This is a genomic window from Parapedobacter deserti (assembly GCF_042646065.1).
Lineage (GTDB): Bacteria > Bacteroidota > Bacteroidia > Sphingobacteriales > Sphingobacteriaceae > Parapedobacter > Parapedobacter deserti.
Genome location: NZ_JBHRTA010000038.1, coordinates 1,060,440 through 1,083,669, shown reverse-complemented (window position 1 = coordinate 1,083,669; position 23,230 = coordinate 1,060,440). Strand labels below are relative to the sequence as shown.

The window sequence follows — 23,230 nt, the reverse complement described above, 5'->3', positions numbered from 1 at the left end:
GGATACCGTTCACTACTCGCGATTATACGTTCTAAACCAACTATTCACTTTCATCTGTATCACCCCGAAAAACGCTTCGCGAAAAATGCGGGTACTCATCTTGGAAACTCCCTCGGTACGGTCTGTAAAGATAATGGGTATTTCCACCACGCGGAAGCGATATTTGATTGCCGTGAATTTCATTTCAATCTGAAACGCATAGCCGACAAACCTGATCCTATCAAGCGGGATAGTTTTCAGTACCTCACGCCGGTAACAGACGAAACCGGCAGTGGCATCCCGCACGGTTATGCCGGTAATCAGCCGCACGTACCATGACGCGAAATAAGACATCAGCACCCGGCTCATCGGCCAATTCACCACATTGACGCCCTTGATATATCGCGAACCGATAGCCATATCCGCGCCCGACACGCATGCTTCGCGCAGCCGGGGCAGGTCGTCCGGATTGTGGGAAAAATCAGCGTCCATTTCAAAGATATAATCATATGCCCTCGCGATGCACCATCGAAACCCATGGATATAAGCGGTTCCTAAGCCCGATTTGTCTTTCCGTTCCTCCAAAAACAGCCGGTCGGAGTACTCGGTCTGCAAACGCTTTACGATCGCCCCGGTTCCATCCGGCGAACTGTCGTCTACCACCAAGATATGGAACTCCTCAGGAAGCGACAACACGTTACGGACCACCTTCTCTATATTCTCCCGTTCGTTGTACGTAGGAATGATGACGATGCTATCTGACACTATTGACTAATTTGACGGGTAAAGGTAAGGATTATCACGAAAAGGCTGAACACCGAAATGCCGTTGCAGCGACCCGGCGCTGCAACGGCTTTGGCATTTACCTATTCAGGGATCAGTTAATGCCATGCATCATCCGTTTCAATAGCGGAGAAAATACTATAAGGATCAGCCCCGCAACCCCCGGTAACACAGCGAAAATCAAGAAAAACGTTGAGATGGAATAAGCCTCGCTGATGCGGTCGATCAAGCTTCCGCTCATTCCCGCAAGGAAATTGGCAATTGCACTGCAAAGGAACCAGAATCCGAAAATCAGCCCAACGAACTTTTTCGGTGAGAGCTTGCTTACGTAAGAAAGCCCGACAGGTGAGATACATAATTCACCAGACGTGTGGAAAAAGTAAGCCAAGATCAGCCAGATCATGCTGACCTGGGCTGTCGCCGCCCCCTGGGGTATATCCCGGCTGCCGTAGCCCAAGACCGCAAAACCGATTCCCAACAGAATAAGGCCGAACGCAAACTTAATCGGACCCGTCGGGTTAAATGCCTTCTCCCACATTTTGCTAAACGGGGAGGCGAGTATAATGATAAAAAATGAATTAAGAATCTGGAACCATGATGCGGCCACTTCGGTTTCCAATGCATAGAACTCACGATATACCTTCCAGATACCCAACCCCCAGATCACGACGAAGCTCAGCGCCGTGAAAAGAATGGAAACCGGATACTCGGAAAAAATCTTTTTAGCCAATGAGAACAATACCCAAGAAACGATCAACAAGGGAAAGATCGTCAGTGCTGCATCCACCCACTTAAAGGTAACGGCAGCGTTGCCCTCCAGCACGCGCTCGGTATAGTCTTTGGCGAAGATGTTCATCGATCCTCCCGCCTGTTCGAAAGCCATCCAAAAGAAAATAGTTGACAAGGAGAGCACGACGATCACGATCAACCGGTCGCGCACCACGTTACGGGGCAGTTGTTCCTCAACGTCCCTTGCGGCATGATTTCCCGCCACCGCGTCGCTTTCCCGTTTACGTTTATCCTGGGGTGACTCGCCCAGCACACCGAAGATTCGCTGTGCGAAATAAAACTGAAGCATCCCGAAAAACATGAATATACCCGCCAGCCCAAAGCCGTAGTGCCAGCCGACTTTTTCTCCGATATACCCGCAAAGCAACATGCCAAGAAATGCACCGGCGTTGATGCCCATGTAAAAAATAGTATAGGCAGCATCTTTCTTTGTGCTGTTATCCGGATACAGCTGCCCTACGATAGACGAGATATTCGGTTTGAATAGGCCGTTGCCTAAAATCATAAGTCCTAATCCGACATAAAAAAACGTTGGCCCTGCCGTTTCCAATGCCATCGAGGCATGGCCAAGTGTCATGATCAATGCCCCGAGAAGGACCGCCTTACGATAACCGGTCAGCCGGTCGGCGATAAATCCACCGATCAAAGGCGTGAGATACACCAATCCCGTATACCAGGCATACAACCTCATGGCGTCTTCTCGTGACCACTGCCAACCACCATCCGCCAATTGCGACACAAGGAAAAGGGTGAGCAGGGCCCGCATGCCGTAGTAACTAAACCGTTCCCACATCTCGGTAAAAAACAGCACAAACAATCCCACAGGATGCGAAAACACCGTTTTCGTGCTTACCCCATTCTTAATGAGATGCGCATTAAGTTGTTCTTCTTGTTGTTGTAATTGTTGCATAACGTGATATTAGGTATACTCAATTAGGTGTACGGATTGGTCTAAACCAAGCACGAGCTGCAAAGAAAACAAACTTTTTTTGGATTTTAGCTGCCTGTCCGCGAAATTATTCATCTACAAAATCGGTATTTATTGTATGGGAATACCGCTTTTAGGGTGGTCCAATGGCTTGTGGGGATCGTTGTACAGGTTGTCGTTCGGATCCGGCAGATTCAGCAGTTGAATATCGGTGGCGTGAATCAACCTGCCATTTTTAAGTGCCCAGGCATCGTAGGTCAAATCCGGTCCGTATTCCTCATAATGTCCTTTGTACCGTTCGTCCGAAGGAGCGAGGTGATCCAGCACGATACGGTTTTCCGCGGGGTCGTATTCCATATACATACTGGCATTCCGGTTATAGCGGTAAATCATCCGGGCATTCCTCCGGCTATTTTCGCTGTCGAATACCGTCTTACCCATCCGTACCCCAGCCGTGCTCACCTGCAGCACCTCGATGACCTTTTGCGTCATATGGGGAGTGTGGCCCTTCCATCCCAACAAAAGATAATCTCCTTTAAACGGAATAATACGGTAGTACTGCGCACCGTACCAATTGCTTGCCGTGGTAATGGCTGTTTCTGGAGACTCGATTTCATAGGTTTTATCAAGCAGGGCATGCATGCTGAGGGTACCGTCAGGAGAATTCATCTGAATGGTACCATAGTAAAGGTATGAACCATCGTTCAGCTGGATATGCCAGGAAAATATCCTGAACCGGTCGTCCGGCGCTGATAGCTTGGACACCATGTTGAGCGAGTCGAACGGGAAGGAGTAGGAATGGGGTTGTTTCAGGGCAGACACGAAGGTTTTGATGAACGTAAAATTAGCCTTCAACCGTTCAGGTTCGCTCGGTTCGTTATACATCAAGCCGCCTAACTTCACGAGGCTGTCCTGCAACGCTATAATAGTTTGCCTATCGGACGACTGAGCCCTGACCTCGCCGCCCCAGCCGCTCAGTCCGATCAGCAACACCAACAATTTTTTCATCAATCGTTTACTCTGTAACCAACCTAGCAGATGATCTCTTTGCAATCTAAGTTTTTTCCAGCACCAACGCGCTCGCCCCGCCGCCGCCGTTGCAAATGCCGGCCACGCCGATACGCCCTTGGTTTTGCGCTAGTACCGAGAGGAGCGTCACCACAATACGGGTTCCGGAAGCACCGAGCGGATGGCCCATCGATACGGCCCCGCCGTTGACGTTTACCCGATCGGGCGATAGCCCGAGTTCGCGGTTGTTGGCAATAGATACCACCGAAAACGCTTCGTTAATTTCATAAAAATCGACCTCATCGGCACTTACCCCTGCTGCCTGCAATGCCCGGGGAATAGCCTTTGACGGCGCGGTGGTAAACCACTCTGGCACCTGTTGCGCATCGCCGTAGCCCCTTATCCGGGCCAACGGCCGCAGCGCAAGCTCCCGGAGTTTAGTTTCACTTACCAATACTACGGCGGCGGCTCCGTCGTTAAGTGTGGATGCGTTGGCGGCCGTTACGGTGCCCTCTTTCTTAAATACCGGTTTCAACATCGGAATTTTATCAAATTTAACGGCGTGGATTTCCTCATCATCGATGACGGTCGTCACCTCTCCTTTCCTGCCCGTTACTTCCACCGGAACGACTTCATCCATGAACCTACCCGCCTCTTGTGCCGCTTGCGCCCTTTTATATGACTCAACAGCATAAGCATCCTGGTCCTCCCTGCTGACACCGCATTCCAACGCGCATAGCTCAGCGGCCGCTCCCATGTGGAAATCGTTATACACATCCCACAATCCGTCTTTAACCAAACCGTCGGTGACCTGTCCATGCCCCAACCGGTATCCAGTCCTTACCTTATCCAAATAGTACGGCACATTGCTCATGCTTTCCATACCGCCAGCCACGACCATATCGTTCTGGCCGAGCGCAATGCTCTGCGCGGCAAGCATAATGGATTTCATTCCCGAGGCGCATACCTTGTTTACCGTTGTCGCTGGAATGTCAGACAATCCGCCAAGCTTGGCTGCCTGAGTAGCCGGTGCTTGCCCTAAGCCCGCCGACAATACATTGCCGAAGTATACCTCCTGCACCTGACCAGCTGTGATTCCTGCCCGTTTTACGGCTGCTTCGATAGCCAAGCCACCCAGCTGGGTGGCCGACAATGACGATAAACCACCCCCGAAACTCCCGATGGGCGTACGTACCGCTGAAATGATATAAACTGTTTCCATATCGGGATACCTCATTACTTTAGGCTAAGGTACAAAAAATCTCATGATATCCATGCACCGACCCCTGTGTAATCGTACTGATGTGCCGTTAAAAAAATACTTCCGTCAAAATGTTAGATTAATCTAAATTTTGTATGTTTGCTTTTACTATGGGAATCGGTTTTAGGGTATGGTCCATTATCATTTTTTGCCAGGTCGTGTGCCTTTCATGCGTGCAACCGGACGAAAGGCTCCAGCATGGTAAACCCTATATATTGACGACCACAGGAATGATTGCGGATATGCTGCAGCATATAGTCGGTGATTCGGCTACCGTTGAGGCATTGATGGCACCCGGCGTTGATCCCCATCTGTACAAAGCCAGCCAGGGAGATTTGGTAAAAATTTTAAGCGCTGACTACCTGATCTATAATGGGCTGCATTTAGAAGGGAAGCTTGCGAGTGTCCTAGAAAAGCAACATCGGACAAAACCGGTTATCGCCGTAGCTGAAGACCTTCCTGGATTAATTGAACTCAATCGGGGTAGCTATGATCCGCATATTTGGTTCGACGTATCGCTGTGGAAGGCAGCCACTGCTCAGGCAACGATCCAGCTCGCCAAACTGGATTGCGCAAATGCAGCATATTATCAAGTCAACGCAGCATCTTACATGGCTCAGTTGGATTCACTGGATGAGTGGGTATGGACGCGCCTTAATTCCCTGCCGGAAGACCGGCGGGTACTCATCACGGCTCATGATGCTTTCGGCTATTTCGGCCGTGCCTACGGATTTGAGGTCAAAGGCTTACAGGGCATTTCTACGTTGGCAGAATTCGGTTTACAGGACGTATCTGCATTAGTTAACTATATTGTAGAACGCCGGATTCCGGCGGTATTCTTAGAAAGTTCGGTATCTGACAGGGCCTTGAAGGCGGTAATGGCTGGCGTGCGGCAACGTGGAGGCTCCGTACGCATCGGAGGCCAGCTCTTCTCCGATGCTATGGGCGCACCTGGCACACCCCAGGGCACCTACATCGGTATGATCAAACATAACGTAAATACGATTGTGGAGGCACTATTATGATTATACGTACACAGGAACCCGTTTTGGAAGTACACGACTTAACGGTGAGCTACTCGCGTAGACCGGTGCTTTGGGGCGTCGATTTCGCCCTTCCAACCGGCTGTGTGGCAGGCATTATAGGCCCGAACGGCGCGGGCAAATCCACCCTGCTTAAAAGCATCATGGGGTTAATCCCGCCGTCAAGCGGCTATGTCAAGGTGTTCAACAAGCCGTTAGATGATGTACGGCACCGCGTCAGCTACGTACCGCAGCGTGAATCAGTAGACTGGGACTTTCCGGTATCCGTACTTGACGTTGTGCTGATGGGGCGCTATGGCAAAGTGGGATTATTGCGAAGCACTGGTCCCCGTGACCGCGAGATTGCCCGGGATTGCCTCGAAAAGGTTGGAATGCAAGCCTATGCCAAACGGCAGATTTCACAATTGTCCGGCGGACAGCAACAACGGGTTTTCCTTGCCAGAGCATTGGCCCAAGAGGCTGACTTCTATCTGATGGACGAACCGTTTGCCGGCGTGGATGCGACAACGGAACAAGCTATTGTCGGGTTACTCCGCGACCTGGCTGCCGCAAACAAGACCGTCGTCGTGGTGCATCACGACCTGCAATCGGCCCATGAATATTTCGATTGGATTATCCTATTAAACATGCACCTTGTCGCTGCGGGGCCTACAGCAGAGGTCTTCACTGATGAAAAAATACAGCACACCTATGGCGGGAAACTTAGCCTTCTTTCTCAGGTAGGCCACGTTATGGAAAAGCGTGCATTTCCAAGCCGAGAAAATCGATAACGGGTTAAGTGTATGGAAACGCTGCTGGACTTCTTTTCCTTTGCTGATCCCAACGTACGGTACGTCGTATTGGGCAACATACTGCTTTCAGCCAGTGCGGCCATGGTAGGCGCGTTTACCTTGCTCCAGAAAAAGGCGCTGGTAGGTGATGCCGTTTCGCATGCCGTGTTGCCTGGCATCTGTGCAGCATTCCTTTTTTCCGGCACGAAAAACATTGCACTCATGCTCGGGGGCGCCTTTGCCACCGGTTGGTTGGCGTTGGTGGCTGTCGATTACATCACCGCCAAATCCAAAATCAGGAAAGATGCAGCCATCGGTCTGGTGCTGTCGGTTTTCTTCGGCTTGGGCATGGTCATGATGACCTATATCCAGCAGTCCGGCAATGCTGCCCAGAGCGGGCTGGACCATTTTATCTTCGGAAACGCAGCCGCCTTAATCGGTTCGGACCTACTAGTTTTCAGTGCTTTGTCAACCGTCCTGCTTATTACGGTAAGCCTGTTTTTCAAGGCATTTGCCCTAATAGCCTTTGACAGGAACTATGCCGAAGCACTGGGTTTTCCGGTACGCAGGCTCGACCTGTTGCTCACCAGCCTTACCGTATTGGCTGTCGTTACCGGCATCACCGCGGTAGGCGTGGTGTTGATGGCTGCCATGCTCGTCACTCCGGCTGCCGCGGCCAGGTACTGGACCGACAACATCCGCCGCATGGTAGGGATTGCCGTGGCGTTCGGCGCCTTCGCGGGGATCGCCGGCGCGTATATCTCCTACACCGCTCCTGGCATGCCCACAGGGCCTTGGATGGTCGTCGTTTCATCGTTAGTGGCTTTCCTTTCGTTTTTCTTCGCACCTCAAAAAGGTATCGTGCCAAAACAGTATACTCAGCGGAAAAACCGGCGTATCATTACTGAAGAAAACACACTCAAAATGTTTTACCACCTCGGCGAACGGTACAGCCATTTCGACACGGCCAGAGGACTTAACGAATTAATCGACACCCGCGAAGTCGATGAGTCCTTACTCAAGGCCAGCTTACGCCGGTTGGTCTCCAAGAACATGGTGGCGCCGCAAGGCAACGGCTGGCGGTTGACGGATGACGGATACCGGAAGGCTGCAAGAATAGTACGGCTTCACCGGTTGTGGGAACTCTACCTGGCCCGCTACATGGACATCGCCCCAGACCATGTCCATGACGACGCGGAAACCATCGAGCACATCATTACGCCCGAAATCGAACGGGAACTGGAACACCAGCTGGGCTACCCCGACAAAGATCCGCACGATACGCGTATCCCGAAGGGAGGGTCGCTATGATCGCTTTCTGGATTATACTAACCGGCGCACTGGTCTCGGTCACCTGCGGACTGCTGGGCTGTTTTTTGATTCTCCGCAAAATGAGCATGGTGGGCGATGCCATCAGTCATGCTGTCCTGCCGGGCATCGTGATAGCCTTTTTGCTCAGCGGCAGCCGCGAGACGCTTCCCATGCTGCTGGGCGCAGGAACCACCGGACTGGTCGCCACCTTTCTTATCGAATTCTTCCACCGGCGGGCGAATCTGCAAACGGATGCTTCCATTGGCGTTACATTTACCTTTTTCTTTGCCGTTGGAATTATTCTGATCAGTGCTTTTGCCGGAGAAATTGACTTGGATCTGGACAGTGTCCTCTACGGCGAGATCGCTTACGTACCCATCGACCTCTGGGTGATTGCCGATGGGACTGTCATGGGACCTCGTCCGGTTTACGTCCTTACGGCGGTGTTGCTCATCGTTGTGTTATTCATCAAACTGGCTTACAAAGAGCTGCAGCTTACCTCCTTTGATCCGGCCTTTGCATCGGCCCTCGGCATGTCAACAGCGTTGTGGCATTACCTGCTCATGGCAGCGGTCTCACTTACTACGGTAAGTTCTTTCGAGTCAGTCGGCGCGATCCTGGTTATCGCCTTTCTGATCGGCCCTCCCGCCACCGCCTACTTGATGACCCACGACCTTAAACTCATGTTGGCCATCACGGTCGGGCTGAGTGTTTTTATCGCATTTACCGGCTATTGGTTGGCTTACTGGCTCAATGCATCCATCGCGGGATGCATGGCCGTGATGACAGGTTTCTGCTTTATCGCGGCATTTGTTTCCCGGCGCCAGTCACAGAAACACAGCCTAACCGAAGGGGAAGAACCCGTCGGCTAGACTCAATTGCATTACTGGCCGTTAGTCGGGAAATTGATCATCCAACGCACGCCGAACTTGTCTTCAAACGAGCCGAAATAATCACCCCAAAACTGGTCGGCCATAGGCATCTCTACCTTTCCTCCTGCGGAAAGTCCGTTGAACAGACGGTCGGCCTCATCCCTGCTGTCCGGCGTAACGGAAATGTAGTTGTTATTGCCCACATTCAGCACGTGGCCTTGCGAAGGAAGGCAATCCGATGCCATAAGGTATTGCCCTTTACCGATCGGGATAGACACATGCATAGCCCGGTTTTTCTCGTTGTCCGGCAAGTTCTCCATACCGGGTACATCACTCATGCGCTGGACGGACAGTTCGCCGCCGAAAACGGTTTGATAAAAACGGAACGCCTCTTCGGCATTACCATCAAAATTCAAATAAGGATTGAGTGTCATGTGAAATTATCTTGTTACCTTGTTAATAGTTACGTCTACTGTTTTATCCATGACAAAAATAGCGTTTCTTAAGTTGCGGTGTGATGGGAAGATACGCCAATCATCAGGGGCTTTTGTGCCAATATACCTGCGAAAATAATTAACTATGTCGTTTAAATAATTGAATGCAGTTACCAGTCAATTTAATATACTTGTAAATCGTTAGTTATTCGAACCAAGATAAACATGAGATTCATCACAACAGCATTGCTCTTACTACACGCCGTATTGCTCCCGTCAGCTGGCCTACGCGCTCAAGATCTGCGGGCATCCGACTGGCATGGTCTTAAGCTGTGGGACAACAAACCGGCTGTGGAGTGGATGACCGAAGCGTTTCCCATAGGGAATGGACGGATCGGCGGGATGGTATTCGGCGGAATACAGCAAGAACGCATTCAGTTCAATAAGCTCAGCCTGTGGACAGGAGACGAAGTCAATACGGGCTCTTATCAAGCGTTCGGAGATATCATCATCGATTTCGATGATGCGGCCACAAGTGCCATTCCATCAGACTACCAAAGGGTGCTGGATCTTACCGATGCTATCCATCGGATATCGTATACCGACAACGGTGTCCGGTATCGTCGGGAATATTTTTGCAATTTCCCCGACAACGTCATGGTACTGCGCTTTACTTCAAACCAAGCGGCGGCCTATTCGGCTGCCATCCGGCTTAAGGATGCGCACGACGCACGAACGACTGCCAAAGGAACGACACTAACCATCGCAGGCAGGCTTGAAAACGGGATGGACTACCAGGCCACGCTCTCCATAAAGGCCGACGGCGGAACCGTCACGGCAAGGCCAGACGATACAGGCGGATATTATTTAGACGTAGCCGAGGCCGACGCAATTACGATGTTGCTTTCGGCAGCGACCGACTACAGCAATCAACGCGAACAGCAATGGAAAGGCGAAGCGCCCGCGATAAAAGTCGCCCGCATACTTGCCTCCACCCCCAAAACCTATCAATCGCTGTTGCGCCGGCATACCAAAGACTATAAGGCGCTCTTCGGACGTGTCTCCATTGACCTCGGCGCCACACCGGCGGCGGCCCGTCACCTGCCGACGCACGAGCGGCTAATCCGGTACCAGGGGGCAGATGACCCCGAACTTGAAGCACTGATCTTTCAATATGGGCGGTATTTGCTGATTAGCTCATCCAGAAAAGGCGGTTTGCCGGCCAATTTGCAGGGTATCTGGAACGACAGTAACAACCCACCGTGGCGATCGGACTATCACTCCAACATCAATGTACAGATGAATTATTGGCTGGCTGAGCCAACCAACCTCTCCGAATGCCATATCCCCTACCTGGACTACATCAACAGCATGCGGGAAGTTAAAAAGGAGCACACCCAAAAAGAATATCCTGGCGTTCGTGGCTGGACAGTGCGCACGGAAAACAACATTTTCGGTGGTGAGAGCTTTTCCTGGAACACCCCGGGCAGCGCATGGTACGCACAAGCTATCTGGGAACATTACGCATTTACGAGGGATGAGAACTACCTCCGCCATTTTGCCTATCCCATTATCAAAGAGGTTGTAGAATTTTGGGATGACCACCTGAAACGCAGAGATGACGGAACCGTGGTGGCGCCGATGGGCTGGTCGCCCGAACACGGGCCGGTTGAAGACGGCGTTTCCTATGACCAACAGATTGTATGGGATCTGTTTACAAATTACATAGAAGCTGCCGGCGTGCTCAATGTTGACCGCGCGTACCGGGATCATATACTGGATTTGAGAGAACGGCTGCTAAAGCCCAAAATCGGCCGGTGGGGCCAGCTGCAAGAGTGGGAAACCGATCGTGACGACCCCGACAACAAACACCGGCACGTATCGCACCTCTTCGGATTGCATCCGGGACGACAATTCAGCTTATCGGAGACGCCGGAGCTTGCAAAGGCAGCGAAAGTGAGCTTGCTCGCCCGGGGCGATGCCTCCACGGGGTGGTCGATGGCCTGGAAAATGAATTTCTGGGCCCGCCTGCACGACGGAGACCACGCCTACCAGATTCTCCGGAATTTCATCACACCCGTCGGCGGCTCGGGCATCGACTACAAAGAGGGTGGCGGGATATATGCAAATCTTTTCTGTGCCCATCCCCCGTTTCAGATTGACGGCAATTTCGGCTATACGGCGGGTATCGCCGAGATGCTGGTACAAAGCCAGACCCCTGCGATCGAAGTGCTCTCGGCATTGCCGATGAAATGGCCTACCGGGCGCGTCGGAGGGCTGCGTGCACGAGGTAACTTTGAAATCGAAGATCTGCAATGGCGGGATGGAAAAATCGTGTCAATTACTATCCGGTCGCTTTCCGGAGAGGACTGCCGCATCCGCGTGCCTAATGCGCTGAAGGCATCAAGGGGTGTGAATGCAGAAAGCGGCGCGCAACAGTATATCTATAGTTTCAAAACAAAGAAAGGTAAACGCTACAGCTTTTACGCAGCGGAATAATCAGCGGAATCAGCGTGGCACCCAGCTGCGCAGCAATTCACGCCGTTTTTGAAAAAAACATTTTGCGGAATACGGATTAATGGATACATTTGCATCCCCGAATAGGGAATCGTACTTTGCAATAAGCCCAGGTGGCGGAATTGGTAGACGCGCTGGTCTCAAACACCAGTGGGGCGACCCATGCCGGTTCGATCCCGGCCCTGGGTACAACTAAAAAATAGTTTTAATAAGGATAATACGTTCATTGAAATGTATTATCCTTTTTTGTTTCGGAAAATTCGATGAAAGCGCCTGAAAGTGTGGCTAATCCATCACGCTAAAAATCTATTTTACCAGGTATTTCAACATCCGAGCGACAAGGGAGCAGGCTGTGATGACACGGTAATTATGTACCTTTGATACCAAACAAACATGCACATGTTGAAACAAGCGCTCCAAAATTTAAAAATTACTACCCTGAACGAAATGCAAGAGGCCGCTATTCAGGCGGCGAAAACGAGCGATGTCATTCTGCTTTCGCCGACGGGTTCGGGGAAGACCTTAGGCTTTTTATTGCCGCTGCTTCCCCTGCTGGATACAGCCACGCCAACTGTGCAGGCGCTGATACTGGTACCTTCACGGGAGCTTGCGCTGCAGATCGAACAGGTTTTCAAAGCCATGGGCACCGGATTCAAGGTAAACTGCTGCTATGGTGGGCATCCCGTCAATATTGAAATCAACAACCTATCACAACCACCGGCAGTACTCATCGGTACGCCAGGCCGAATTGCACATCATTTGCGGCGAAAAACGTTCGATACGAGCACGGTGCAAACGCTGATCCTCGACGAGTTTGATAAGGCGCTTGAGCTTGGCTTCCAAGAAGATATGGCTTATATTATCAAGCAATTACGATTAGTAAACAAGCGCATGCTTACCTCGGCTACCCATATGGATGTCATCCCGGCTTTTACCGGCATCACCCAGCCGGAGACACTAGATTTTCTATCACACGCGGCATCCGTCCCGAACCTAACGCAAAAGGTAGTAGTCGCCGCGGCGGAGGACAAGCTGGATGCGCTGTTTGCATTGATCTGTAAAGTAAGTGACAAACCTACTCTCGTGTTTTGTAATCACCGCGAAGCGGTGGATCGCATCAGCGAACTCCTGCTGGGCAGAGACCTGCCGCACGGTGTTTTTCATGGAGGCATGGAACAGGATGACCGCGAGCGCGCCCTGCTCAAATTCCGAAACGGGAGCCACCGGATACTGATTACAACTGACCTGGCATCACGCGGATTAGATATACCCGAAATCGAGCATGTGGTGCATTATCAGTTACCGCACAGCGAAGAAGCATTTTTACATCGCAACGGACGTACAGCCCGGATGCACGCCACAGGCACGTCCTACCTGTTTTTGACACCGGATGAAAAGCCGGATTATTTAGCGGATTTGCCGGAAAAAGAAGACTTACCAGAAAATCCTACACTCCCCCCGCCCGTCGACTGGATTACCCTCTATATTGCCGCCGGAAAAAAAGAAAAAGTAAACAAGGTGGATATCGTTGGGTTATTGCTTCAAAAAGGCGGGCTCGCCAAAGACGATCTTGGATTGATTGAGGTGTTGGACCACTCGGCTTATGCAGCTGTTAAACGGGATAAAATCGAGGCGGTTGTCCGGCGCGTTAAAAACGAGAAAATTAAAGGAAAAAGAGTTAAAATAGAAGTATCCCGGTAACCTGATTTAATACGATGAGCAACAATGATATCATGAAAAAGCTGCGGGTTGCGTTGAAATTTACCGATGACGACATTATCGAAGTCCTGGCATTAGTTGATTTTAGGGTCACCAAGACGGAGCTCGGCGCCATATTCCGCAAGGAAGATCACCCAAATTTCAAACCCTGCGGGGACCAGCTGCTCCGGAACTTCTTAAACGGGCTGGTTATTTACAAACGTGGCCGTAGACCATAACTTGCAGTCGCGTACCGCTATCCGTGATGTCCATTACGGGTGCCGGTAATCAAACTCCAGACCCCTGACAACAGGGATCTGGAATTGTATTCAACTATTATATCCTCCGTCTATCGTGATCGCTGTCCCGGTAATGAACTGGCTTTCTTCGCTTGCCAGGTAAGCCACCAAGCCGGCAATTTCCCCTGTTGTACCATAGCGCGAAATCGCCATGGCACCAACGGTTTCACAGGCCATTTCACTGTCGGCTGGATTCATCTCGGTATCGACCGGACCGGGTTGTACAAGATTGACGGTTATATTATGCGGACCCATCTCCCGTGCCATTCCCTTAGTAAGACCGATTAAGGCGGACTTGCTCATCCCGTAGAGGCCCATGTTCCCATCCGTTACGCGGTCTGCCACATTACTCCCTATGGTAATAATCCGTCCGCCTGCCGGCATGAGCCGGGAAGCATCCCGCATGGCAATAAAAACAGCCCGGATATTGACATCAACAAGTTCATCAAACTCTTCCAGCGAACTTTCCTGCGTTCCTTTATAGAGAAAAATTCCGGCGTTATTCACCAAAATATCTATTTTGCCATACCTGTCGGCCACCTGCTCAATAGCGAGGCTGAGATCTCGAGCGTTGCGGTTGTCTGCCACGATGGCTTCCGCATAGCCTCCAGCTTCTTCCACTTCTGAGACGACCGCGGTTGCGCTGTCGGTCCGGTTTCCTGAATGGGTGAAGGCCACGGCTGCTCCTTCGGCAGCCAGGCGCTTTACAATGGCCGCTCCCATACCTCTGCTGCCCCCGGTTACGAAAGCTACTTTGCCTACTAAGGTCCCACTTTGCTGTCTGTGTTCCATTTGCATTATTTTTGTCGTTAATCACTTATTCTAATTATTGCAATTGATCAATGCTTTGCAAATGTACCCCCAGTATCTTACTTTTGTAAGTACTGACGAAATTGTTAAGTACTTACAAAAAAGTAAGAAATGCGAAAAGAAACATCTTCGAACGCTTTGAATGAGAAAGAAATCAATTCCTCCTGCGGGATGGGATATGCTTTGTCGCTGATCGGCGGGCGGTGGAAATCAAATATACTATGGAGGCTGATCCTCGATGGAAAGATGCGTTACAACGAATTGCGAAAGGCAATCCCCGGCATTTCGGAACGCATGCTCGTAGCTCAGCTGAGGGAATTGGAAGCTGACCGGTTAGTGTTGCGCATCGTGTATCCGGAAGTCCCGCCCAGAGTGGAATACGAATTGACGGCGCTTGGCCAATCCATGCGTCCCATGCTGCAAAGCATTTCTGATTGGGGAGAAGCGCATAGAAAAACGGTTGAAGACGAAGGCGGTCTGGGGAAATAGCCGGAATGATTTTATCGCAATCACTCATGGAGGCACTGGAAGCAGCGTTACAGAATGCAGCGCCGCGAGACCATCAGATACAATCCGTTGCACCGATTCATGGCGGTGACGTCAACAGGGCGTTCCAGCTCAGCACACGGCAGCGCCGGTACTTTGTCAAGACGAACAACGGCCAAAAGGCAATGCCGATGTTCTTAGCGGAATCAAAGGGACTGACCTTACTAAAGGAGGCGACGTCAGCCGAAAACATCCCTGAGCCGCTGATGGTAGGCCATACGCATGGTGAAGCCTATTTGTTAATGACTTGGGTCGACGAGGCCGACAAGCATCGTGGTGCCGGGCAGGAGGCACTGGGGCGGCTGCTTGCGACCGTGCATCGGCGGCGCGACGCCACCTTTGGCCTCGACCACGATAATTTCATTGGTCCGCTGATTCAAACCAATAGGCCTTCGACCGATTGGACGGATTTTTTTATTAACCAGCGATTGCGTGAACAGCTGAAGACCGCCCAAAGCCAGCTGGAAGGCACTCACCTATTGGAACGCTTTGACCGGCTATTTGCCCGTTTGACTAACCTATACCCGCAGGAGCCGCCCTCATTGCTGCACGGCGACCTTTGGAGTGGCAATTACCTGATCAATTCCACGTGTCGGCCGGTATTGATCGACCCTGCCATTTATTACGGACACCGGGAAGTAGATATCGCCATGACCAAGTTGTTTGGCGGTTTTTCCGCCCGGTTTTATGCAGCTTACAACGAAGTTTATCCGCTCCAGCCTGACTGGGAAAGGCGGACAGACCTATGGAACCTCTACCCGTTGCTGGTACATCTTAACTTGTTCGGGGGCTCATATCTCGGTCCGCTGAAACAAGGGTTGAGTAAATACACATAGCACAAAGCGTCTCGCGGCCTCACCCGTGTCTTCATACACATCTAACCGGATGAAAGTATTTCCGTGCACAACCGTTTCATCATTCATCGCGAAAGATTGTGCGTGGTAAACGATCAATTAGCGGTGTGAGCATACATTCCCTGCGTAGACGCTAATTTTTAAGAAATGGTGATGGTTTTATCGCTATCTTTGCCCCGTTTTCAAAATTTCGACCATCCATGGCATTACAGTGCGGCATTGTAGGCCTACCGAACGTAGGCAAATCAACGTTATTCAACTGCCTTTCCAACGCGAAAGCCCAGGCAGCAAATTTCCCTTTTTGTACCATTGAGCCCAATGTGGGCGTCATTACGGTACCAGACGAACGATTGAACAAACTGGCGGAGTTGGTGAAGCCCCAGCGTGTTGTTCCCAATACGATTGAGATCGTCGATATCGCCGGGCTGGTAAAGGGCGCGAGCAAGGGCGAAGGGCTCGGCAACCAGTTCCTCGGCAACATCCGCAATACCGATGCCATCATCCATGTATTGCGTTGCTTTGATGATGGCAATGTGGTGCATGTAGACGGATCAGTAGATCCGGTTCGCGACAAGGAAATCATCGACACGGAACTGCAGTTAAAAGACCTGGATACGGTGGTTAAACGCCTGCAGAAGGTAGAGAAGCAAGCCAAAACCGGAGGCGATAAAGAAGCGAAGCGGACTTATGAAATTCTTTCCGTGATAAAGAGCCACCTGGAATCCGGCAAGTCGGCCCGCACCGCACCGATTGAAACGGAAGATTTTGAGTTTATCGGTGATCTTTCCCTCCTTACCGTTAAACCGATCCTCTATGTCTGCAATGTAGACGAAGCATCTGTCGCCACTGGCAACAACTATGTCGAGCGCGTTCGCGAGGCAGTCAAAGATGAGAACGCCGAAATACTGGTCATTTCAGCACAGATCGAATCGGAAATCGCACAGCTGGAAAGCTACGAAGAGCGCCAGCTTTTCCTGGAAGACCTTGGCTTGACCGAATCGGGTGTAAACAAGCTCATCCGCGCGGCGTATAAGCTATTGAATCTGGCCACCTACTTCACGGCCGGTGTGCAGGAAGTGCGCGCGTGGACAATAGAAATTGGTTTCACCGCCCCGCAGGCCGCCGGTGTCATTCACACAGATTTCGAGAAAGGGTTTATCCGTGCAGAGGTGATCCAGTACGAAGATTTTATCAATTACGGTTCGGAAGCGGCGGTAAAGGAGGCCGGCAGGCTCAGCGTGGAAGGCAAAAGCTATATCGTGCAAGACGGCGATATCATGCATTTCCGGTTTAATGTGTAAGGTTAAAAAAAGCCTTGGAGCGCTAGCGTTCCAAGGCTACAACTTTTCGAAAGGCAAACTTACTTATTCTTTGCTTCAGTAACCGCATTGCGAATGTCCTGCGCAAGCGCCTTCACCTTTTGCAGTCCGGTGCGGACACGGGTACCAGCAGCGTTGTTTCCTTTTTCATAGAATTTAACGGCGTCCTCCTCAATCGATGCGATTAGCGCCTTCAGTTCATTGTACTTTTCCATTTTCAATATGTTTTGATGATCGGATTAATAACGCAATAATAGTGTTTTTATTTTCATTAGAGGCAGTATAGTAAAAAAACAACAGATATCCATGCGATTTCACTTCCTCAACGGGCTGTTTGTGTCGTCTCCGGCAAAGTTTGAGGCTTCCACGCCCGTTTGGTCCGTTGGATAAATAGGAGCTTTTATCGGCTAAATTCACGTGGACAACGTGATGGTATTCAAAATAAAAATCTTCAACGAGGGCTATTCCGATTCGGAAAATTTAAATATCTTTGCACTCCCGTTCCCGTAGTTCAATGGATAGAATTTCAGATTCCGGTTCTGAAGATAGGGGTTCGAATCCCTTCGGGAACACAAGAAAGCGCCTCAAAAAGGTGCTTTTGTGCTTTAAAGGATGAGAACCGAAGCCGTGGCCGGGGTTTGAGGTACATCGCTGCGGGTAAACGCGCCAGACCGTGCGACGCAAAATTAGGTGAGTCAATCCCTAACCTACTACTGCTCACTTAAGTGAACTAATATGTTGATCGACAACTCGTCCAATGCCTGAACACCTTGACCGTGTAAGGTAGCAAGGCTACATTTGTTCACCATAAATGATGTATCGTCAGGAGTACAGATTCTTCCTTGCTCTTCTACCTGAATAAGTCTAGAAATTTTGCTATCATCATCCATGCTACCGGCCAAACAATGCTGAAACGCGAGGCAGGTAATACGCCAAGCTCAGGCCGCGAACGATGACATACCCAATGAAGGCTATCCACAATCCGGCGTTATTGGCTTGGGAGCTCAGTAGAAAACTGAGGGTTAAAAAGAAAAGCAGCGAAAACAAACTTGCATTCCTCATCTCCCCGCTTCGCGTAGATCCGATGAACACGCCATCGAGCTGGAACGCATAGAATGAAACCAAGATATACACACAGGCGTAAGGAAGGTATTCCTTCGCCAGAATACGGACACTTTCATCTTTGGTAAGTCCGCTGATTATTGGACTGCCAAAGCCCCAGATGAACGCGGCCAACAAGACTGCCGTCACCGCAGCAAGCTGATTGGCTTGTTTTAATTGCACCCGATATGCCCGTTCATCCCGGGCGCCCATGGCTTTGCCTACCATCATCTCCACGACATAAGCGTACCCGTCGAGAAAAAACGCCGACAGCGATACAAATTGCATCAACACATGGTTTGCCGCGAGTACTTCATCCCCAAACCCGGCTCCCCTGTTTGCAAACCAAGCAAAGCCGAAAAGCAGCGCCAGCGTTCGGAGCATGATGTTGCCGTTGGTGCGCATCATCTGCGAAAACTTACTTCTATCGAATAGCCTCGACCACGACTGCGTGCTACCACGGGGCATCAATCCGCTGAGCGAACGGCGCACCATCCATATGCCCAGCAGCAGCGCAGCCCATTCAGCAATCACTGTTCCGGCGGCGATCCCCCGCACACTCCATCCCAGTCCGATGACAAAAAACACGTTCAACAATATATTTAGGCCATTGAGAAAAAGCTGTAGACCAAGAAGTTTGCGCGTCTGGCCCAACCCGACCAGTACGCCCAGCAAAGCGAAGCTGCATAAAGTCGCCGGGGCGCCCCAGATGCGGATGTAAAAATACTGCCCAATCAATTTCTTCACCTCATCGCTGGTGTCCAGCAAATGAAACGCGGACAACGCAACGGCGTGCTGCAGTACAATCAGCACAGCACCAATACCTACCCCCATCAGGCAGGCGCGCAAGCTGACGTATCGCACCTCGGCGTAATCCCGCGCCCCATATGATTGGGCGGTGAATCCAGTGGTGCCCATCCGCAGGAAACCGAATCCCCAATAAATAAAGCTGAAGATCAAAGCCCCAAGCGCGATGGCACCCAATTCTTGCGCGCCACCGGTCTGCCCGATGGCGGCGGTATCGACGAGACCGAGCAGCGGAACCGAAGCATTTGCCAAAATAATTGGAAAAGCCTTCCGAGCAATCACAAGATGGCCATCGAGACTACGCAACATGTTATTGAAATTTCATCACGGCAAACATAGTAAGTAACAGGTCACCCGTCTGCACGGCTGTCGTGACCTGCAACTCCGGCTTTTACCAACCGATCAACCCTGTACATCAAGAACAAGCTAACCATGGAAATGGCTACCACCACATAGCCCACCACATCATAATTCTCAAGCCGACTGAAATTGCTTTGCTGGATGACGATTTTACCAGCCAACGCTGCAGCTATGCCGCCTGCCAATTGCTGTAAGGACGCGTTGATGCTCATAAACGCACCGCGGTCTTTCAACGCAGGCACAGCGCTGGTCAGCGCCGAGGAAGGAACCATGCGGCTCGTCACCCCAGCCATCAGCAAGATGTTAAACAAAATTGCCATCCACAGCGGTGTGACAGACAGTTGGGTGTACCATACACACATGGCCATCATCCACAACGACGCAATAACAAACAATTTATACTTGTCTATCCGATCCGAAAAACGCCCTACAAAAGGCATAATCACTAATGTACTGAGGCCAGACACCATAAACAGAATGGGCAGTTGATATTCTGAAATGTGCAGATTGTTAATGGCAAAAGCGCTGCCGAAGGGCATCATCATGAAACCGCCCACCGAAAGGAGCGCAGTGGCTAGAAAGCCAATACGGTAGTGAGGCTGCCTAAGCGTATGCCATAAATGACCGAAGGCCGTCCGATCGTTTTTGACACCAAGGTGGCTATCAACAGGCTTTAGATAAAGCGCGATGAATAGTGCGACAGCCATACCAAGTGCCGCTACCATCAGAAACGGAGCCTCCCAGCCCCACCCGTTGGCGATATACAGCCCAATCGGTATCCCCAGCACCTGGCTTGCGCCAAACGCCATCTGCACGAAGCCCATAACGCGTCCGCGCTGCTGAAGTGCAAACAAATCGGCAACGATGGCCATCGATATCGAGCCAATGACACCGCCGAACAGGCCGGTTATGATGCGCGCTGTTACCAGAAACCAGTAGCTCTGGGCGACGCCGCAGAGAACGGTACCAAAAATAAAGCCCGTGTAGAAAAAAAGCAGCAGCTTTTTCCGGTCAAACCGGTCTGAAAAACCGGCGGTAAGGAAGCCCGATAACCCTGCACTGAATGCATAGGCAGATACAGCCAAGCCAAATTCTGACGGTCTGAGCTGCATTGATTTCATCAGCATATCTCCCAACGGAGACATAATCATGAAATCGAGAATGACCGTAAATTGCGTAACAGCTAAGATAACGACTACCGTCTTTTGATAGCCGGTAAACGGAGTTCGTGCTTGTTTATCCATGATTTATGCGTCAACTAAGGACGTTTTTTGAACAGCTTTTGTTACACCGTTCACCGTTGTTTTTTTCTGATAGATCGCATCAGCATACCAAAGGTATTCGGCCAGAAATTTTTCGGCGCGCGCAGCCAAGCCACCATCTTGCAAGTTGCCTTTTTCGTCAAATGCTTCCTGTACTTCCGTAACGACCAGCTTGCCCGGTAAGGCTATGCCTCCCAGATTGAGGACCACCTGTTGCAGCTGAGTGCTGGCACTAATGCCCCCCATTCTGCCGGAAGACACGGCCACCACGCCGATGGGCTTACGCTTGAATTCGGCCCAGAAGTGGTCAAGCGCATTCTTGAGCACGCCGGAAAAACTACCGTGATATTCGGGCGTAACCAACAGTAGCGCATCGGCGCTGTCAAGGCGAGCACTGACCAGCCCTATAACATTGTTATGCCCCTGTTCATCGTGTCCGTATATTGGCAATGTGTCTGTACCCAAGTCAATCAAATCTGTTTGAACGGCTTGTCCAGCGAGCAATGTTTTCAGGTAGTGAGCAACCTTGTGGGACTGTCGGCCTTGCCGCACACTGCCCAATAAAATAGCAATCTTCATGTTGTTCTTTTTTTGTTCCGGCACAAATATCGATGGGAAATGACGGCTAAAAAACGGACCAAAGCACAGAAATCATACTGTACGATGGTACAGGTACGAGAGAAGCCTAGGTTTTAGTCCAGGATAAGCCCCCGTTGTTGCGCCGTATGGACCGCTTCGGTCCGTGTGCTGACGTGAAGCTTGGAAAGAATGGATGTCAGGTGGAATTTGACTGTGCGCTCGGAGATAAACAAACGCCCGGCAATCTGTTTGTTGGTAAAACCCTGTTTGACCAATGCCAGCACCTCGATCTCTCTGTTCGACAACATCGAGGGATAGTACAAAGGTTGTTTCGGGCGCTTATCTACACGCTCATGTGCTGACTCGCTGATGACGGTATTTAATGTACTCAACAAATCGCTTGCCTGATTTTTCGCAATGCGGAGATTCAGCGCCGCATCCTCTCCTTGTACGCTGTCGGCCTGTAAATCCTGCAATGCTAAGTGCAACGCTTCCATTCTCGGCTTCATCACAACGCTAAGCACGTTAAGGACATTATTGTCAACTGAATGGCCTGGCCCTTCACCATATTGGCGCGTACGCTGAACAGCCGAACCGATCAAGTTGCCAACCGTGTTCAGGATAAACAGTTGCTTGTCGTCAAACTGCTGGTTTTCGGTGCTTACCAAGTTTAACAGGCCTATCTTGTGGCCATCCGAAGTAATCGGGATGGTCGCATGAAATTTAAGATCGCGCGTCCCGCTTGTAAGATCTTTTAAGCGTGTACATCGGATCTCGCTGATATTCAACGCTTCGGAAATGTCGTTTGATAAATATTTCTGAATACAGTAGCACCACCCCGAAAGACGCTCAGGGTGGTTTTGCAGCGCAGGCGGCAGGTTATACGATGCGGCTAAATAAACCGATTTGACATCAGGCTGGACCAACCAGACCCAGCCTGTTTCAAGCCCCAGCAATTCCACGGTTTTCTCCAACGACCTACGCAACGCAGCATGCAGGGAAAATTCTTGATTTAAATGACGGGCTATTTCGTATAACGTGGCGAAGTACTCCTTATCTGACATGTATAAAAGATTCCGATTCGCCGCAAACTTAACGATTTTACGCCGCTATCTTTTACTTTCCTTTTCCTTGAGCCATCGCCTTTACAGTTTGCAAGATGATATCAATATCCGTTTTTAAGCTTATCGTCGAAAGGTAATCTAAGTCATAATTGACCCGTTCACACATCTGATTAACGTTTTCTGCGTAGCCATAATATACCTGTCCGATCGATGTTATTCCAGGTTTCAGCCGGAAGAGCTGCGCATATTCTGGTCTTTTTTCTTTGATGGCTTCGATGAAATGGCGACGCTCCGGTCGAGGACCTACGATGGCCATGTCCCCTTTCAAGACGTTCCAAAATTGGGGCAGCTCATCAAGGTGTGTTTTCCGCATGAACTTACCCCATTTGGTAATCCGCGGGTCATCGTCAGACGCCAATTGCGGCCCATTTTTTTCCGCGTCTACACGCATGCTTCTGAACTTGTAAATATAAAATGGTTTCTGATCCTTACCAATTCGCTCCTGTTTGTAAAACACGGGGCCCGGTGACGTCAATTTCGTCACTAATGCCAACAATAAATACACTGGGAGACCAGCCAAAAGCACGATCGATGAAAATGCGATGTCAAACACCCGCTTGAGGAACATCGTTTCCTGATAAACAAGCAACTTCCGTTTAACAGTATGGAGGTCTATCCGCAGCGATGGCTGATAGGAAATCAGCTCGTATATACTACTATCTACGTTGTATGCAATCTGCTGTATTTGATGTTCTCTTACCATAGCTCTAACACTTAAATCTATCCGAACATATCTATGCTAATTAAGTGCCAATAATAAAAAGCGCCCCCCGGGT

22 protein-coding genes and 2 tRNA genes are annotated in these 23,230 nt (G+C 50.6%); 12 read left to right on the top strand and 12 right to left on the bottom strand.

The window, feature by feature from the left end; genetic code table 11:
• Nucleotides 1-12 precede the first annotated feature (12 nt).
• From ACFOET_RS17240 to ACFOET_RS17225, 4 genes are all read right to left on the bottom strand, one after another.
• Nucleotides 13-744: a polyprenol monophosphomannose synthase gene (locus ACFOET_RS17240; protein ID WP_379024937.1), complete on the bottom strand. Its 732-nt coding sequence runs from the start codon at nt 742-744 to the stop codon at nt 13-15.
• A 112-nt stretch (nt 745-856) separates the two neighbouring features.
• A complete protein-coding gene (locus ACFOET_RS17235) occupies nt 857-2,461 on the bottom strand; it encodes a peptide MFS transporter (protein ID WP_379024935.1) in 1,605 nt (534 codons plus the stop codon).
• Nucleotides 2,462-2,590: 129 nt separating this feature from the next.
• Nucleotides 2,591-3,487 carry a hypothetical protein gene (locus tag ACFOET_RS17230; protein WP_379024933.1) on the bottom strand — a complete coding sequence of 299 codons (897 nt, stop codon included), beginning with the start codon at nt 3,485-3,487 and terminating at the stop codon, nt 2,591-2,593.
• 46 nt (nt 3,488-3,533) lie between these two features.
• Nucleotides 3,534-4,709 (bottom strand): acetyl-CoA C-acyltransferase, encoded by a 1,176-nt coding sequence (locus ACFOET_RS17225; RefSeq protein WP_379024931.1) that lies wholly within the window; start codon nt 4,707-4,709, stop codon nt 3,534-3,536.
• 134 nt (nt 4,710-4,843) lie between these two features.
• On the opposite strand from ACFOET_RS17225, the gene ACFOET_RS17220 reads away from it, so the two are divergent.
• The 4 genes from ACFOET_RS17220 to ACFOET_RS17205 are packed head-to-tail and all read left to right on the top strand — an operon-like array spanning nt 4,844 to nt 8,744.
• Entirely contained in the window at nt 4,844-5,773 is a 930-nt protein-coding gene (locus tag ACFOET_RS17220) for a metal ABC transporter solute-binding protein, Zn/Mn family (RefSeq protein WP_379024929.1), read from the top strand.
• Nucleotides 5,770-6,561 carry a metal ABC transporter ATP-binding protein gene (locus ACFOET_RS17215; RefSeq protein ID WP_379024927.1) on the top strand — a complete coding sequence of 264 codons (792 nt, stop codon included), beginning with the start codon at nt 5,770-5,772 and terminating at the stop codon, nt 6,559-6,561. The genes ACFOET_RS17220 and ACFOET_RS17215 overlap by 4 nt, the downstream gene beginning before the upstream one ends.
• Before the next feature lie 12 nt (nt 6,562-6,573).
• The gene (locus ACFOET_RS17210; RefSeq protein WP_379024925.1) at nt 6,574-7,872 is read left to right on the top strand and encodes a metal ABC transporter permease; all 1,299 of its coding nucleotides are present in this window, start codon (nt 6,574-6,576) and stop codon (nt 7,870-7,872) included.
• Nucleotides 7,869-8,744, top strand: a complete 876-nt coding sequence (locus tag ACFOET_RS17205; RefSeq protein ID WP_379024923.1) for a metal ABC transporter permease — start codon at nt 7,869-7,871, stop codon at nt 8,742-8,744. The genes ACFOET_RS17210 and ACFOET_RS17205 overlap by 4 nt, the downstream gene beginning before the upstream one ends.
• 11 nt (nt 8,745-8,755) lie before the next feature.
• On the opposite strand, the gene ACFOET_RS17200 is transcribed toward ACFOET_RS17205, so the two are convergent.
• Nucleotides 8,756-9,178, bottom strand: a complete 423-nt coding sequence (locus tag ACFOET_RS17200; RefSeq protein ID WP_379024921.1) for a VOC family protein — start codon at nt 9,176-9,178, stop codon at nt 8,756-8,758.
• Nucleotides 9,179-9,403: 225 nt separating this feature from the next.
• On the opposite strand from ACFOET_RS17200, the gene ACFOET_RS17195 reads away from it, so the two are divergent.
• The 4 genes from ACFOET_RS17195 (at nt 9,404) to ACFOET_RS17180 (ending at nt 13,632) form a co-directional block, all read left to right on the top strand.
• Nucleotides 9,404-11,677: a glycoside hydrolase family 95 protein gene (locus ACFOET_RS17195; RefSeq protein ID WP_379024919.1), complete on the top strand. Its 2,274-nt coding sequence runs from the start codon at nt 9,404-9,406 to the stop codon at nt 11,675-11,677.
• A gap of 125 nt (nt 11,678-11,802) precedes the next feature.
• A tRNA-Leu gene (locus ACFOET_RS17190) sits at nt 11,803-11,884 on the top strand.
• 204 nt (nt 11,885-12,088) lie between these two features.
• On the top strand, nt 12,089-13,396 hold the full coding sequence (locus ACFOET_RS17185; RefSeq protein ID WP_379024917.1) for a DEAD/DEAH box helicase: 1,308 nt from the start codon (nt 12,089-12,091) through the stop codon (nt 13,394-13,396).
• A 14-nt stretch (nt 13,397-13,410) separates the two neighbouring features.
• Nucleotides 13,411-13,632, top strand: a complete 222-nt coding sequence (locus ACFOET_RS17180; RefSeq protein ID WP_379024915.1) for a DUF1456 family protein — start codon at nt 13,411-13,413, stop codon at nt 13,630-13,632.
• 90 nt (nt 13,633-13,722) lie between these two features.
• Here ACFOET_RS17180 and ACFOET_RS17175 read toward each other — a convergent pair whose 3' ends face one another.
• Entirely contained in the window at nt 13,723-14,484 is a 762-nt protein-coding gene (locus ACFOET_RS17175) for an SDR family NAD(P)-dependent oxidoreductase (RefSeq protein WP_379024913.1), read from the bottom strand.
• A 129-nt stretch (nt 14,485-14,613) separates the two neighbouring features.
• Here ACFOET_RS17175 and ACFOET_RS17170 point away from each other — a divergent pair, with 129 nt between their 5' ends.
• The 3 genes from ACFOET_RS17170 (at nt 14,614) to ychF (ending at nt 17,203) form a co-directional block, all read left to right on the top strand.
• Nucleotides 14,614-14,991 (top strand): winged helix-turn-helix transcriptional regulator, encoded by a 378-nt coding sequence (locus ACFOET_RS17170; RefSeq protein ID WP_379024911.1) that lies wholly within the window; start codon nt 14,614-14,616, stop codon nt 14,989-14,991.
• A 5-nt stretch (nt 14,992-14,996) separates the two neighbouring features.
• Complete coding sequence (locus ACFOET_RS17165) at nt 14,997-15,884, top strand: fructosamine kinase family protein (protein WP_379024909.1); 888 nt, start codon at nt 14,997-14,999, stop codon at nt 15,882-15,884.
• A gap of 218 nt (nt 15,885-16,102) precedes the next feature.
• Nucleotides 16,103-17,203 carry a redox-regulated ATPase YchF gene (ychF, locus tag ACFOET_RS17160; RefSeq protein WP_379024907.1) on the top strand — a complete coding sequence of 367 codons (1,101 nt, stop codon included), beginning with the start codon at nt 16,103-16,105 and terminating at the stop codon, nt 17,201-17,203.
• 59 nt (nt 17,204-17,262) lie between these two features.
• Here ychF and ACFOET_RS17155 read toward each other — a convergent pair whose 3' ends face one another.
• Complete coding sequence (locus ACFOET_RS17155; RefSeq protein ID WP_379024905.1) at nt 17,263-17,436, bottom strand: histone H1; 174 nt, start codon at nt 17,434-17,436, stop codon at nt 17,263-17,265.
• 285 nt (nt 17,437-17,721) lie between these two features.
• Here ACFOET_RS17155 and ACFOET_RS17150 point away from each other — a divergent pair.
• Nucleotides 17,722-17,793: transfer RNA gene (locus ACFOET_RS17150), tRNA-Arg, on the top strand.
• A 319-nt stretch (nt 17,794-18,112) separates the two neighbouring features.
• Here ACFOET_RS17150 and ACFOET_RS17145 read toward each other — a convergent pair.
• The 5 genes from ACFOET_RS17145 to ACFOET_RS17125 form a co-directional block, all read right to left on the bottom strand.
• Nucleotides 18,113-19,438 (bottom strand): MATE family efflux transporter, encoded by a 1,326-nt coding sequence (locus tag ACFOET_RS17145; RefSeq protein WP_379024904.1) that lies wholly within the window; start codon nt 19,436-19,438, stop codon nt 18,113-18,115.
• 41 nt (nt 19,439-19,479) lie between these two features.
• Nucleotides 19,480-20,733 (bottom strand): MFS transporter, encoded by a 1,254-nt coding sequence (locus ACFOET_RS17140; RefSeq protein ID WP_379024903.1) that lies wholly within the window; start codon nt 20,731-20,733, stop codon nt 19,480-19,482.
• Between the two features lie 3 nt (nt 20,734-20,736).
• Nucleotides 20,737-21,330, bottom strand: a complete 594-nt coding sequence (locus ACFOET_RS17135; protein WP_379024901.1) for an NADPH-dependent FMN reductase — start codon at nt 21,328-21,330, stop codon at nt 20,737-20,739.
• A 113-nt stretch (nt 21,331-21,443) separates the two neighbouring features.
• Nucleotides 21,444-22,394 carry a LuxR C-terminal-related transcriptional regulator gene (locus tag ACFOET_RS17130; RefSeq protein ID WP_379024900.1) on the bottom strand — a complete coding sequence of 317 codons (951 nt, stop codon included), beginning with the start codon at nt 22,392-22,394 and terminating at the stop codon, nt 21,444-21,446.
• A 52-nt stretch (nt 22,395-22,446) separates the two neighbouring features.
• Nucleotides 22,447-23,157, bottom strand: coding sequence for a sugar transferase (locus ACFOET_RS17125; RefSeq protein ID WP_379024898.1), 711 nt, complete (start codon nt 23,155-23,157; stop codon nt 22,447-22,449).
• Between the last annotated feature and the right edge of the window lie 73 nt (nt 23,158-23,230).